The following is a 14,735-nucleotide window of genomic DNA, read 5'->3' as shown; positions in this document are numbered from 1 at the left end:
AAAAACACCCTTATCTTCACTGGATTTATATTTCTTATTCAGACTGCCGGCTTAAAAAAGCCGACAGCTTGATGTTGACCTGCTAGTTGATGAGACGATGATATTCAGCATAGGCAGTCGCCATATCAACTTGTGACCAGAAGCGATGGTAGGTGAAAACCGGCGCTCCATTCTCCCACTTGCCTGTTGATTCATTAAATGATGCTTGATACTTACTCTCAAGTGCAGACCATGCCGGATCTTGTTTGATTTTCGGACGAAGATCTGCAAAACTCGTATAAACTCCGTTACCTCCTCGCTGTGGATCGGAAGGAATGGTGCTGGTCCCTGGGATCTGATTCCCTTGACCAAATGTTCCGTTCCAGCCATTTGGGAAATACACTTCTTTTTTAAAGAAGCGGTAGTAGTCTTCTCTTTCTTCCTCTGTGACAATCCCTACGCCATCATTGTAATTCCACGCAACCTCAAGAAGCTGTGCAGCTGCCTCTTTTGCTCTTATGCCAAGAGCTGTATAGTTTCCTGTCTCTTCCTTTGTCGCAGCAGCAAAGAATGTTAAAGCTTTGATCAGACTGCCTAGTACGCCCGTATCTTGAGTTGGATCTTTCGTGACAGCCGTTAAGTTTGGATTGCCTGTTGCAGATTGGAAACCGCTCCAAGTGTCAGGCTGGCCGCTCCATGCGATATTTCCTGGAAGCCAAAACTCTCCTGGCGCATTCGTTGTCGCAACAGAAACATTCGTCCCTCCTAAAATCCGCTGCCTCTGACTATCTAAAAAATAGCCCTCTTGATCCGACACTGGACGCCTGCCAATAAAAATGTAATCTAATGCATAATTGACCCATTTTGTCATGACAGATTTGGCCATTTGAAAGTTTTCAGAAGTTTTATCTCCATCTTTCGCAAAAATGTAATAAAGCTCTGCTACGCGCTCCATCGGCCATGCCTGCATCCCAAACCAGTTATTAGACGGGGGATCATGGTAAACAGGTGCTTCTTCATATGCCATTTCGTAAAATGTGCTTCTTCCTGCTGGATAAGCACTATAATCTCCATTCCAGCTATTGGTGGCGCCTCCTGCAATCGCCCCCTCTTTCGATTGAAGCCATACATAAAACTCAAGCTGTCTCTTTAATGTTTTCTCCCAATCACTTGCTCCTGTAGCTGATGATGGCTTTAAGCCTCCTTTATCTGAGGATAAAGCATAAGCAGCGACAGGGTTTTGATACCCCTGGTGACAATGGCTTGCTCCAATACGCCATGACCAGTTTGCATACTCTCCAAGTCCTCCGCCCCAAGAGGTATACCATGCCATTAAGTGATGACAGGCACTCTTCCCATTCCCAGGAGACGGATTGCCCTGCTTTCCACTCCCAATCGTTTGAAAATATTTATCGTACATGCCGTAGCGGAGGAAATCACCCATTTTTTTCGCTTTATTTAGGTAGGTTGACCGATTATAGCCAAGTTCCTTTGCCCAATACATTGCCTGTATCGCACGCGCATCAGCGTCCGTCGCATTTGTGTAGCGCCACTGGGCGGCTGGCGCTTGATTTTCTTTTGTGAACAAGCTCATAAAACCTTCGTTCGGCTTACCCGTTGTTTTATCATCTTGTGATGGATGAGGGATCGCCTCCCATACTGATTCCTGCGGGCCACGCTGAAATGTGTTTACATATGCGGCTGTATGTGATGAATTGAGCAAGTTCCCATACTCATACCAGTTATCTACATCAAGGAGCCAGTGCATTAAATACGTTTCATTCGTTCCATAGGTTGACTTCAATTCCCCATCAATTGGATCTTGCCCAGCAGGACGAGCACCGCTTAGCTGGCTCGGATATTGATCTGGATATGGTTTTTCTGAAGCGTATGTGGCTGGACTAGAAGGATTGTAAGCGTTCATATGAGGCTGTTCATCATGCCCATCTTCATTTACTGGGATGATATACTTCTCCATATTGTCCCAAGCTGCTTCTAATTTGCTCCAATCCCCTGTGTAATGTCCGTACAAAACCTCAAGCCACAGCCAATAGCTATAAGCTTCAGAAGTCGTCATATGCCCGTAATCAGGTGCCTCGCAAATGAGCGTCTCGATTGAATGATACGGAATACCTTCTGGTGAAAAATATCCATTCGCATCGCTTTTAATTTGATGATAAAGTGTTAAAAAACGTTCTTTGTTTGTCATGTCCTTCACCCTTTGATTGTTGATTTTTTATTTGTCTGGAAGTGTGCCAAATACTAAAGCACCATTATCAAAAACAGGAATCCTCGCTGTTTTTTGCATATTGGATGTTAGCCCTTGAAAGGAATAATCATTTGAGGCATCCCATATATTCGCTTGATTCGGCGCGGATAATCGAAACTGTATTTCCTTCTTATGCTGAGACTCACCTCCTGGAAAAATAGCTACGCCCGTAAAATCGATTTCTGTAAAATATATATAGGATGATGCGTCATATGCCGTTAGTGGAGATAAGAAAGCGCCTTCATTATAAGCTGATGTCACTTGAATATCTTTTTCAGTGAATCCCTTTGCAAAAACCTCACTAAGATTGACGTAATATCTAAAAGAAAGTGTTTGGCTGCTTCTTGCCGGCCAGCCTGACCGATTGTATAAAATCGCTTTTACCTGAGTTGATGTTGCATCGTTATTCATCACAGCTGCCTCTACAAAAAACTCTTCCTCCACCTTTTCTTTAGGCGGAAAATTCGGTAGCTTTGATTGCCCCTTACCAAATAGCTGCACCATTTTGGCTATATTTCCAGTAAAGGCGGCATTATAGTCAGTCGCCACCTCGTTTGATACATAATCAGAGATGTCATCGACATATTGATCCTGTGCATTAGGTCCCCCAACAAGCGCTCCATAAAGAGTGTGCCGATGATATGGAGGGTTTGTCAGCTGGTTTGACCATGAGCCATGTGCAGTTCGGTGATGTGGATGCTTCGGCGGGTTCTGGCCAAACCCAACGACATAACTTCTATTTAGCGGATTATCACCTAACATATAGTGCGTTTGCTTGATCGCAAATGATTGGTATCGATTCTTTTTTTCTTCATCTGAAACCCAATCAGCGTAGACAAAGGCTAAAAATGCTGCATTGGCTGTATACCGAAGAGATCCCCATTGATCTAGCCATGCCAAACCGCCAGGCGTATAAGTGATTCTTTCTACTTTTCCATTTTGAACAAAACCTGTGGTCCAGTAATCAAGATTACGCTCTGTCGATTCTATAAATCTTTTCTCCTTCGTGATTCTTGCGAGTAGGATTTGTGAAGCAAAAAAAGTATTGTCCCAAGACATGGTAAACGTATAATCCCAATCCTTCGGCCATTCCTCTACTGCTTTTAGGGCCTGATTTAAATAGGCTTCTTCCTTTGTCGCCAAATGCAGCCATATTCCTCCCCAAATGAGTTCATCAATATAGCCGCTCCATGAGTTGTAAAACGGCTGAGCATTGGTGACACAATCTGTATACTCGCTGCGATACCTGTCAGCAAATGCATAAAGCTGTTTGGCATGTGTGAGAAGCTTTGCTGCATATGCCGCATCTGTCTCTTTAAAAATGATAGAGCTTGCTGCTAGAGCTGCCGCAGTTTGTGCGGCTACTTCTGTTCCTGGACACTGTTCATCAATTTTAAAAGCTGGCCGGCTCATTGGCATCACTTCTGCTGGACCCCACCAGCCATGATCAGCGTTTCCATCACCTACTTGCGCCCAAAATTCGTTCGGACCTGTATGTGCTTTCAAAAAATAATCAGTGGCCCATTTGATTTGATCTAATATATCATCGAGCAAGTCTGCCTCTTCATAAGCTTCTCGGTATTCATAGACTGTCCAAGCAAGAACGGCTGCAGAGTAAGCCATTGGAAGTCCAAATTTCACATGATCACCTGCGTCATACCAGCCGCCTGTTAAGTCATGGCCAACGTCCTTTCCGTCCTCTAGTTCAGAATCCCCCCGCCAGTTGAGACGGTTGCTGCTAGGAAGCCTGCCAGACCTCTGCGCTTCGTAGAACAAAATTGATTTTTGAAGAACCTCTACATAGTTATAAGATGACATTTCCCTACTGCTCACCCCTTCTTCTTAGTGAAACGTAACTCATTGATCAAAATAGACGAACCCCCTCCTTTTTATTTGGTGCGTGATCTGTACAGTTTGGAAAGGAATCAAACATGTTTCAAAAATAAGCATAGTAAACAGCAATCAGCTTTACACTCATCGAAGGTTTTCTCTTGATTCTCCTTTTGACTGTACCCAGAATGATCATATGTCGGATGAGAACATTTCAGACGGCGAAATTCTCTTTTTTGCTCTATTTGGGTAGAAAGAATGACATACAATCTCTTCTCTTAAAACATCACGTTAAATCAAGATATATGAATCATTAAGAAAATAATTCCAATTGCTGAAAAATGTTTATTAGTTAACATAATAATATTATTGTATACATAAAAAAGAACGCCCTTTTGAGGACGTTCTTTTTTGATCACATTAAAACAAAGAAAGCTGGTTTTGATCAGGCAGTGCTTCTAAGCAGCCTTGACGGTCCAAATACTCAAGAATGGTCTTAGAGACTTTCCCGCGTTTTTGTAGATCTTCTTTTGAAAGGAATTCACCATCTTGACGTGCGCGTACAATATTCAGCGCAACGTTTGTTCCGAGTCCAGGGATCGAGTTGAATGGCGGAATTAATCCGTCTCCATCAATGATAAACTCCGTTGCACTTGAGCGGTAGAGGTCGACTTTTTTGAAATGATAGCCTCTTTCGCACATTTCAAGTGCAAGCTCTAGTACAGTTAATAGGTTCTTTTCTTTCGGTGATGCATCGAGACCTTTTGAGTTAATATCGTCCATGACAGCTCGAATCGCATTCGATCCTTTTGTCATCGTTTCGATATCAAAGTCATCCGCACGAACGGTAAAATAAGCTGCGTAGTACAAAAGTGCATGATGCACCTTGAAATAAGCAATCCGAACAGCCATTAATACATAAGCAGCCGCGTGGGCCTTAGGGAACATGTATTTGATCTTTTTACAAGAATCAATATACCAGTTTGGTACGTTATGATTCTTCATTTCTTCTTCCCATTCAGGAGGAAGTCCCTTCCCTTTACGAACTGATTCCATGATTTTAAAGGCCAGTGACGGTTCTAGTCCTTGATAGATGAGATAGACCATAATATCGTCACGACAGCCAATCACTTCGCTTAGTTCACACGTTTTATTGTGTATGAGCTCTTGTGCGTTCCCGAGCCATACATCTGTACCGTGTGATAAACCCGAGATCTGAACGAGCTCTGAGAAGGTAGTTGGCTTTGTATCCTCAAGCATTTGCCGAACAAATCTTGTCCCAAACTCTGGGATGCCAAGTGTTCCTGTTTTACAGCCAATTTGCTCTTCTGTGACACCAAGAGGCTCTGTCCCTTGGAAGATTTTCATGACTTCAGGGTCATCTGTTGGAATGGTTTTTGGATCGATTCCGCTTAAGTCCTGAAGCATCCGAATGACCGTTGGATCATCGTGTCCAAGTATATCTAGCTTCAGCAAATTATCATGGATCGAATGGAAATCAAAATGCGTTGTTTTCCAATCGGCTCCTGTCGCATCAGCTGGATATTGAATGGGTGAAAAATCGTAGATGTCCATATAATCTGGCACAACGATAATACCACCTGGATGCTGACCCGTTGTCCGTTTTACTCCTGTGCACCCTTGCACGAGCCGGTCGATTTCTGCGCCTCTCATATGAAGATTATGATCTCCTGCATAGCCTTTCACGTACCCATATGCCGTTTTTTCTGCAACGGTACCGATTGTCCCTGCGCGGTATACATACTCTTCACCGAACAGCTCTTTTGTATAGTTATGTGCGAGCGGCTGATATTCTCCTGAGAAGTTCAAGTCGATATCAGGCACTTTATCTCCTTTAAAACCTAAGAACGTTTCAAACGGAATATCATGTCCGTCTTTTTTATACGGCGCACCACATTCTGGACAGTCTTTATCAGGAAGGTCAAAGCCTGAACCAACAGATCCGTCATTAAAAAACTCAGAGTGCTTACAGCTTGGGCATACATAATGCGGTGCAAGTGGATTCACTTCGGTAATCTCTGTTAAAGTCGCCACAAGGGATGATCCGACAGATCCCCTTGAACCAACAAGATATCCATCGTCTAGTGATTTTTTTACGAGCTTATGAGAGATTAAATAAATGACGGCGAAGCCATGACCAATAATACTCTTTAGTTCCTTCTCAATACGGTCTTCTACGATTTTCGGCAGTTCATCACCGTAGATGCTGCGTGCCATTTGATAGCTCATTTCCCGTATTTCTTCATCTGCACCTTCAATTTTTGGTGTATACAGATCATCCTTGATTGGTTTAATGCTTTCGACCATCTCAGATACCTTTTTCGTATTCGTCACGACGATCTCTTTTGCTTTCTCGTCACCTAAGAAGGAGAACGCTTCAAGCATTTCATCTGTCGTTCTAAAATGAACCTTTGGCAGTTCATGACGGTTAAGTGGATTGGCACCACCCTGTGATGAAATTAAGATTTTACGATAAATTTTGTCTTCTGGATGCAGGTAGTGCACGTTCCCAGTCGCCACAACCGGTTTATTCAGCTTTTCACCAAGCTTCACAATGTTTGTGATAATTTCTTTTAATGCACGTTCATCTCGAACAAGCTCTAGCTGTAGCAGGTGCTGATACACTTCTGGTGGATGAACCTCTAAATAGTCATAAAAGGCTGCAATGTCTTCCACCTCATCAGGTGACTTTTGCATCATTCCTTCAAAAACCTCACCCTTATCACAAGCAGACCCAATTATCAAACCTTCTCGATATTTCTCAAGCTGTGAGCGCGGAATACGCGGCACGCGGTAGAAATAATGAATATGAGAGAGTGAAACAAGCTTGAATAAATTCTTAAGTCCCGTCTCATTTTGTGCAATCACGGTCGCATGGTAAGGACGTGAACGCTGGTAAGCATTAGACTGACCCATGTTTTCATTCAGTTGATCATGGTAGGCAATCTCTTTTTCAGCCGCATCTTTTAGCATTTTCAGCATGAGATAGCCCGTCGCTTCTGCATCATAAATGGCGCGGTGATGCTGCGTGAGTTCAATATCAAACTTTTTACAAAGTGTATTGAGCCGGTGATTTTTAAATTCTGGATAAAGGAATCGGCCAAGTTCAAGTGTATCAATGACAGGATTTGATGCTTTATCTGTTTTTAACAGACGTTTATACGCTGCATTTAAAAAGCCCATATCAAAGCTCGCATTGTGCGCAACAAGGATATCTTGACCAATCCACTCTTTAAAATCTCGAACAACATCAACGACATCTGGTGCATCTCTGACCATATCATCGGTAATACCGGTTAACTCAATGGTCGTCGCTGATAACGGGTGGTGAGGATTTGCAAATGCCTCAAAGCGGTCAATAATTTCCCCGCCTTTTATTTTCACTGCTGCAAGTTCAATGATCGTATCATAAACAGCAGAAAGCCCGGTTGTCTCTACGTCAAATACGACAAACGTCGCATCCTCTAACAAGCGGTGCTCAGGGTTATATGCAATCGGCACCCCATCATCGACTAAATTGATTTCCACACCGTACATCATTTTGATGCCATGCTTTTTACTTGCCGCATACGCATCTGGAAAGGATTGCACAACAGCATGATCTGTCAGGGCAATCGCTTCATGTCCCCATTTTTTTGCTTGTTCAACAAGCTTGCCGATGCCGGTGACAGCATCCATTTGACTCATTGGAGAATGCAAATGAAGCTCGACACGCTTTTCACCCTCTGGTGCTGTATCTTCTTTCAGCTGAGGTTTCATTTCATTGACGTCATTGGCGATCATGACAAGATCTCTGACGAACGTATCATTTTGAATGCTGCCTCTCGCTTTGACCCACATGCCTTTTTTCAACGATTTCATCAGCTGGGCATCTTCTTTTTCTCTCGCAAACATTTTGATCAAAATACTGTTTGTATAATCTGTGATCTTAAAGATACAAAGCGTTCTGCCGCTTTTTAATTCACGCGTTTCTGCATCGAATACGTAGCCTTGGACAGTAATTCTTCTTTCCTCGTCCATAATACTATCAAGCGTACGAATTTCTTCATTGTCTTTGATTTGATACCCGATCATGAGAGGGCCAGATGGCGCTTCCTCCTGATCCTCACTTTCTTTCTTCTCCATCTCAGTGAGGGCTTGCATCGCTCTTTCTTGGTCTTCAGCAAGCTTTTGTTCTCTGAACTTCTGAATCTCTTGATCTGATACAAAAATTTCTGTATCAAATTGCAGCTCTGGAAAACCAACTTGTTTAAATGCAGCCTGTAGCATTGGGCTGTACTTCTTCTTGATGGCTAAAGCCTCTGTTTCGCTTTTCGTTTTGATGATGATTTTATGCCCAGACAGCGCCGGTTTTTGCTGCTGAAGCAAGCTGATGATTGGGGGAGAAATTCCTTGTAGCTCTTCCACACAATGTGACCAATACGACTGAACGAGCTCCTCGGATATGTGCGGATCATTGACTTCAATCGTACAAGTGACTTGTGCAATGTGAGAAAATGCATTTGTCAGCCTGCTCAGAAACATTGCATATACCTTGTAAGGCAGAAGTGCCTTGAATTTAAAAAGGAAATGCCACGTTTTCGTCGCCTTATGCACCGTCAATTTGACGATTTCACCTTCTTCAAAGTAACGACTGAGGTCATCATCTGTCATTTGAATCTGATTGAGTAAAATATGAAATTGCCGCCGGGTAATCGGTAATTGTTCATCCAAGACAGGACCCTCCTTTTGTAAATCAGAAAGGTACCTCTTTTCTACAGGAGGTACCTTCATTTATTTGTTCGTTTTATGCTCGGCGTATAAATGAAATCAGTTCATCTACAGATACTTCGTGTGATTCACCTGATTTTCTAAACTTCACTTCAACAATGCCTTCTTCTGAACGTTTTCCGCAGCTAATACGAATTGGCAGTCCAATTAAATCACTGTCTGCAAACTTCACTCCTGCACGCTCCTGACGGTCATCGAAAAGGACATCAAAGCCCTCATCTTCTAAGCGCTCGTATAATGTTTCAGCGAGTTCCTTTTGTGCATCGTTTTTCATATTTAATGCAAGGAGATGAAGGTCATATGGCGCAACTGTTTCTGGCCAGATAATGCCTTTATCATCGTGATGCTGTTCGACAATAGCTGAAAGAGTTCTAGAGATACCGATGCCATAGCAGCCCATGATCATTGGCTGCGCGCGTCCATTTTCATCGAGGTACGTTACGTCCATTGCCTCAGAATAACGAGTGCCGAGTTTAAAGACTTGTCCAACTTCAATTCCTTTTGCAAACTGGATTGTGCCTTCTCCATCTGGTGAGACGTCGCCTTCTTGAATCAAGCGAAGATCTGTAAATTCCTTCACTGACACATCACGTGCTGGGTTGACATTGACATAGTGATGATCCGCTTCGTTTGCACCTGCAACTGCATTTGTCATTCCTTTGACAGCAAGGTCTGCATAAATATCGACTTCTGCCTCTAGGTTCACAGGTCCAACAAATCCAGGCTCTGTTCCAATGATTTCTAGTACTTCTTCGCGTGAAGCGAGCTCTACAAGCTGTGCTCCTACTAAGTTCTTTACTTTCACATCATTTACTTCATGATCACCTCTAGTAAGGACAAGGACATACGCATCATCTGCTTTGAACAAAACAGACTTGATACATGCAGAAGGAGCGACCTCTAAAAATGCAGCAACATCCTGAATCGTTTTCACTTGTGGTGTGTGGACTTTTTCAAGTTCTTTAAAGTCCGCAGGATTTGCTTCTTCTCCGTCATACACAGCCTCAGCCATTTCAATGTTCGCTGCATAGGAAGAAGTATCAGAGTAAGCGATGGTATCCTCCCCTACCTCTGACAGCGCCATAAACTCATGCGTGTCTTTGCCTCCCATTGCACCAGAATCTGCAATGACTGGTCTAAAGTTAAGACCCACTTTTGAGAACACGTTAGAGTATGCTGTAAACATTTTGTTGTATGTCTCATCAAGGCTTTCTGGTGAAGAATGGAACGAATACGCATCCTTCATAATAAATTCACGTCCGCGTAGCAGTCCAAAACGAGGTCTTTGTTCATCGCGGAATTTTGATTGAATTTGATAAAGTGTCAAAGGAAGCTTCTTATACGATTTCACTTCGCTGCGTACGAGTGATGTGATCACTTCTTCGTGCGTTGGGCCAAGCGCAAACTCGCGGCCATGACGATCCTTCATACGCATGAGTTCTGGACCGTATGTATACCATCTTCCTGACTCTTGCCACATTTCTGCCTGCTGCAGCACTGGCATTAACAGCTCAGCTGCTCCTGCCTTTTCCATTTCCTTACGAACAATAGATTGAATATGCTGGATGACTTTATGAGCCAGCGGCAGGTAGTGATAGATTCCACTTGTATTTTGTCTAATGAATCCAGCTCTTACTAATAGCTGATGACTTTTTGCCTCTGCATCTGCTGGCACCTCTCGAAGAGTTGGAATGAAAGTCAAGGATTGTCTCATGTCGTTACACCTCATTTATGAAATAGGACTTCTCACAAAAACTCTTGTTTCCCGAAATGAGAAACAAGAGACATTGGTTTTTATAAAAATAATCGCTGGATGTCATTCCACGTAACCACTAGCATGAGCAGCATGAGGAAAGCAACACCAATGAAAACAACAAGTGCTTCTTTCTCACGATTAATGGGTTTACCGCGAATGGCTTCAACAAATAAGAAAAGTAAACGTCCTCCATCTAATGCAGGAATCGGTAATAAATTCACGATGCCTAAGTTAATGCTGAGGAACGCCGCAAACTGCATTAATGTTAACACACCTTGTTTGGCTACTTCTCCTGTCATGTCATAGATCCCGACAGGACCTGCCAGCATATCTAATGAAAATTGCCCTGTGACAATTTTTTGCAAGTTCGTTAAGATCAGACCTGCCGTTGATATTACCGTCGTTCCTGAAGATGAAATGACTTTTAGAAATCCATTTTCCGTTGGCGGGTATGATCCAAAACGGCCAATGTTTTTCCCATCTGCTTTCACAGCTTCTGGTACAACCTGCACGGTGCTTTCTTTGCCGTCTCGGTCAATGACAACATTCATTTTTTTCTCAGGGTTTTTTTGAACCGTTTGAACCACATCTGTCCAAGAATTCATTTTATCCCCGTTAATCGAAACGATGTGATCACCCTGCATGAGTCCAGCTTGCGCCGCTCGGCCATCTTTCGTCAGCTTACCAAGCACAGGATCATCTACGGTTACACCTTGAATAAAGCCTAAAGCGACTAAAATCACATATGCCAGAATAAAGTTCATAATCGGTCCAGCTGCGATCGCTTTAATACGCTGCCAAACAGTTTTTGAACCAAATTGACGACTGTATGGTGCGATTTGAATTTCTTCACCATCTGCAATATAGAAGCTTGTTTGACTCACATTGTAGCCAGTCAAAATATCTTCATTTCCAGATTCATATCCTGAGATTCTCATGGCATGATCTAAATCAATCTGCTCGACCTCGATGACCAGTGCATCAGGATATTTCTCTTTATCATTTAAAATGATTTTTTCTACTTCATTTTGCTCATTGAATAAGAGACCCACTGTATGACCTGGTTTGATTTCAATGACTTCAGGGTCCTCCCCTGCCATTTTAACAAATCCGCCGATAGGGAGAAGTCTAATGGTATAAACGGTTTCTTTTCGTTTAAAGGAGAAAATCTTTGGCCCAAAACCAATTGCGAACTCGCGGCATAATATACCCGCGCGCTGCGCCATAATTAAATGGCCGAGCTCGTGGAAAAAAACGAGCGTTCCAAAAATAATAATAAACGCAATCACTGTATTCACGAACATACCACCTTATGTGAGGATTGATTGAACAAAGTCTCGTGTATCTTTGTCCACTTCATGGATATCTTGCAAACTAGGCGTTGAAATCACATGATGTCTCATTAGTGCCTTTTCAATCAATTCTTCAATTTGCAGGAACGACACTTTGCCTTTTAGAAATGCATCGACTGCCATTTCATTTGCTGCATTGAGCACAGCAGGCATTGTTCCTCCTATTTTACCTGATTCGTAAGCAAAATGTAAGCAGCGATACCTGTCAAAATCCGCTTTTTGGAAATTCAATTGTCCAATCTCCCAAAGGTTCAATGATTTCGCTTCTTTTAATGGCGCCCTATCAGGGTAGGTGAGTGCATATTGAATGGGCACTCTCATGTCGGGAGTCCCTAACTGAGCCATGACGCTTTTGTCGTGAAATTCCACCATCGAATGGATAATGCTCTCCTTATGTAACAGCACATCAATTTGGTCATACGGGATATCAAAGAGCCAATGCGCCTCGATCACCTCAAGCCCTTTATTCATCATGGTCGCTGAATCAATGGTGATTTTTGCTCCCATTGACCAGTTCGGATGATTCAGCGCTTCTTCAACCGTCACACCTTCTAGCTCCGTTCGTTTTTTATCTCGGAAACTACCACCTGAAGCTGTGACGATTAAGCGTTCAATGTTTTTAGCTTGTTCACCTTGCAGGCATTGGAAAATAGCGGAGTGCTCACTATCGACAGGAAGTAAAGGTACATCATATGATTTCGCGTACTCTTTTACTATATGACCAGCTGTCACAAGTGTTTCCTTATTTGCAAGTGCAATCGTCTTTTTTTGTTCAATGGCCTTTAAAGTTGGAACAAGCCCAACACTTCCTACAAGTGCATTGACCACAACATCCACTGCATCATAGGTCGCTGCCTCGATGTTGGCTTCATCACCTGCGGCCATCTTGACATCGTATTCAAATGAATGACTTTTTAGCGTGCGATAGGTCTCTTCATCCAAACATCCGACGAATTCAGGCTGAAAACGCTCAATGATGGGAATGGCCTTGTCTACATTTCTGCCAAACGTCATGGCTTTCAGCTTAAATTTGTCCGGGTGCTGCCTGATCACATCTAATGTTTGTTCTCCAATTGATCCTGTTGCGCCTAATAGCGAAATATATTTCAAATTGCCACTCCTTCTCTCGTTCAATAAGTTTCTATGAGGTTAGCTAGCAAACGTGGCCAGCAATAAATATAAAAACGGCAGAACGAATAAAAAGCTGTCAAACCTGTCCAAAATCCCGCCATGACCCGGAAGTATTGTCCCTGAATCCTTCACGTGATAATGACGCTTTAAAGCAGATTCCACAAGGTCGCCAAGCTGTCCAAAAATACTGAGCAAAAGGGTAATAAACATAACAAGCAGATATGATGGCAAAAATCCTGTAACCGCCTGAAAGACAAGTGACAACACGACCGCTGTGACAATTCCGCCGATAAATCCTTCTACTGTTTTGTTTGGACTGATCTCCGGCCAAAGCTTTCGTTTCCCCATAGATTTTCCAATAAAATAGGCACCTGAGTCAGTGGACCAAATAATCACCGCTGCGAAGAAGATCGCACTCATGCCATATAAGCCTCTAATTTGGATAAAATAATAGAAACTGACGCCAATATATAATGTGGCTAATACAACAAAAGCAACCTCATCGAATGTGAAGGAGTTTTTGCTCAAAACGGTATAAGTTAAAAGAATTAAGATTGCAAATAAAGCAATCTGCATTTTGGATGCGTCTACGTTTGGGAAGAAGCTATTCTCTCCGCCCATTAAAAGCCAAAGTAATATTAAGCTGATAATACCAGGAAAGCTAAAGATCGAAATCTTTTTCATTCTCAGAAGCTCAAAGAGAGCGACACTTCCCATTAAATAAATCAGCAGGGTAAATGGCATCTGTCCATAAATAACAGCAAGTAAAAACACTGCAGCTGCCAAAACACCCGTCAAAATTCTTTGTTTCATCTGCACCACCCTCTAAATTCCACCGAACCTCCGGCCGCGGCGCTGGTATTCTCCGATAGCGCCTATAAGATGCTCATCAGAAAAGTCAGGCCAAAGCACATCCGTAAAGACAAACTCGCTGTACGCAATTTGCCAAAGCATAAAGTTGCTTAATCTAATTTCCCCACTCGTGCGAATAAGCAAATCCGGATCTTGAAGAGATTCTGTCATTAAATAAGCTGAAAACATCTCTTCTGTGATGTCTTCTGCTTGAAGCTTACCTTCTTTGACTTTTTCAGAAATTTGTCTGCACGCTGCGACGATTTCTGTTCGTCCTCCATAATTGAGCGCAAAGTTTAAAACGAGTCCGTCGTTATTCGCCGTACTCTTCACTGCGTTCTCTACCGCTCTTTTTGTATGCTGCGGGAGGCCGTCTGGATCACCTGTTAAGCGCACACGGACATTTTCCTCGACGAGTTCGGGCAGGTAGATGTTTAAAAATTCTTCAGGAAGCTTCATTAAAAAGTCTACTTCTAGTTTTGGACGTTTCCAATTTTCCGTAGAGAAAGCATACAAGGTCAACACTTTGACATTCAGCTCATTTGCAAGCTTTGTCATTCGCTTGACGACTTTCATTCCTTCATGATGTCCTGCTACCCGTGGAAGAGCGCGTTTTTTTGCCCATCTTCCGTTCCCATCCATGATAATGGCGATATGTTCAGGAATTTCTCCATTTAATATGTCTTCTTTTGTCAGACTTTCTAAGTTGGAAGCTGCTGTTTGCTGATTCTTCCAATTTTTGAGTATATTGAGCATGAGATTCCTCCATCACCCA

Annotated in this window: 8 protein-coding genes; all 8 read right to left on the bottom strand. The window is 42.8% G+C overall.

The window, feature by feature from the left end; translation table 11 throughout:
* Positions 1–82: 82 nt before the first annotated feature.
* Positions 83–2,188: a glycoside hydrolase family 48 protein gene (locus IEE86_RS00680; RefSeq protein WP_191095478.1), complete on the bottom strand. Its 2,106-nt coding sequence runs from the start codon at positions 2,186–2,188 to the stop codon at positions 83–85.
* A gap of 27 nt (positions 2,189–2,215) precedes the next feature.
* On the bottom strand, positions 2,216–4,066 hold the full coding sequence (locus IEE86_RS00675; protein WP_191095477.1) for a glycoside hydrolase family 9 protein: 1,851 nt from the start codon (positions 4,064–4,066) through the stop codon (positions 2,216–2,218).
* A gap of 432 nt (positions 4,067–4,498) precedes the next feature.
* Positions 4,499–8,812 carry a PolC-type DNA polymerase III gene (locus IEE86_RS00670; RefSeq protein WP_191095476.1) on the bottom strand — a complete coding sequence of 1,438 codons (4,314 nt, stop codon included), beginning with the start codon at positions 8,810–8,812 and terminating at the stop codon, positions 4,499–4,501.
* 73 nt (positions 8,813–8,885) lie between these two features.
* Positions 8,886–10,583, bottom strand: coding sequence for a proline--tRNA ligase (locus IEE86_RS00665; RefSeq protein ID WP_191095475.1), 1,698 nt, complete (start codon positions 10,581–10,583; stop codon positions 8,886–8,888).
* An 80-nt stretch (positions 10,584–10,663) separates the two neighbouring features.
* Positions 10,664–11,929: an RIP metalloprotease RseP gene (gene rseP / locus IEE86_RS00660; protein WP_191095474.1), complete on the bottom strand. Its 1,266-nt coding sequence runs from the start codon at positions 11,927–11,929 to the stop codon at positions 10,664–10,666.
* Between the two features lie 6 nt (positions 11,930–11,935).
* On the bottom strand, positions 11,936–13,087 hold the full coding sequence (gene dxr, locus IEE86_RS00655; protein WP_191095473.1) for a 1-deoxy-D-xylulose-5-phosphate reductoisomerase: 1,152 nt from the start codon (positions 13,085–13,087) through the stop codon (positions 11,936–11,938).
* A gap of 39 nt (positions 13,088–13,126) precedes the next feature.
* Positions 13,127–13,921: a phosphatidate cytidylyltransferase gene (locus IEE86_RS00650; RefSeq protein WP_191095472.1), complete on the bottom strand. Its 795-nt coding sequence runs from the start codon at positions 13,919–13,921 to the stop codon at positions 13,127–13,129.
* Positions 13,922–13,933: 12 nt separating this feature from the next.
* Positions 13,934–14,716 carry an isoprenyl transferase gene (locus tag IEE86_RS00645; RefSeq protein ID WP_191095471.1) on the bottom strand — a complete coding sequence of 261 codons (783 nt, stop codon included), beginning with the start codon at positions 14,714–14,716 and terminating at the stop codon, positions 13,934–13,936.
* Positions 14,717–14,735: the final 19 nt, after the last annotated feature.

Origin of the sequence: Bacillus crepusculi (genome assembly GCF_014764715.1) — a bacterium.
Classification (GTDB): Bacteria; Bacillota; Bacilli; order Bacillales; family Bacillaceae; genus Bacillus.
Note: the sequence above shows the minus strand (reverse complement) of the source record. Positions and strands in the feature narration are given on the sequence as shown.

Coding starts and splice junctions, on each gene's coding strand:
- IEE86_RS00645 (WP_191095471.1), bottom strand. CDS start 14,716: ATGCTCAATATACTCAAAAATTGGAAGAATCAGCAAACAGCAGCTTCC.
- IEE86_RS00680 (WP_191095478.1), bottom strand. CDS start 2,188: ATGACAAACAAAGAACGTTTTTTAACACTTTATCATCAAATTAAAAGC.
- IEE86_RS00650 (WP_191095472.1), bottom strand. CDS start 13,921: ATGAAACAAAGAATTTTGACGGGTGTTTTGGCAGCTGCAGTGTTTTTA.
- IEE86_RS00665 (WP_191095475.1), bottom strand. CDS start 10,583: ATGAGACAATCCTTGACTTTCATTCCAACTCTTCGAGAGGTGCCAGCA.
- IEE86_RS00675 (WP_191095477.1), bottom strand. CDS start 4,066: ATGTCATCTTATAACTATGTAGAGGTTCTTCAAAAATCAATTTTGTTC.
- rseP (WP_191095474.1), bottom strand. CDS start 11,929: ATGTTCGTGAATACAGTGATTGCGTTTATTATTATTTTTGGAACGCTC.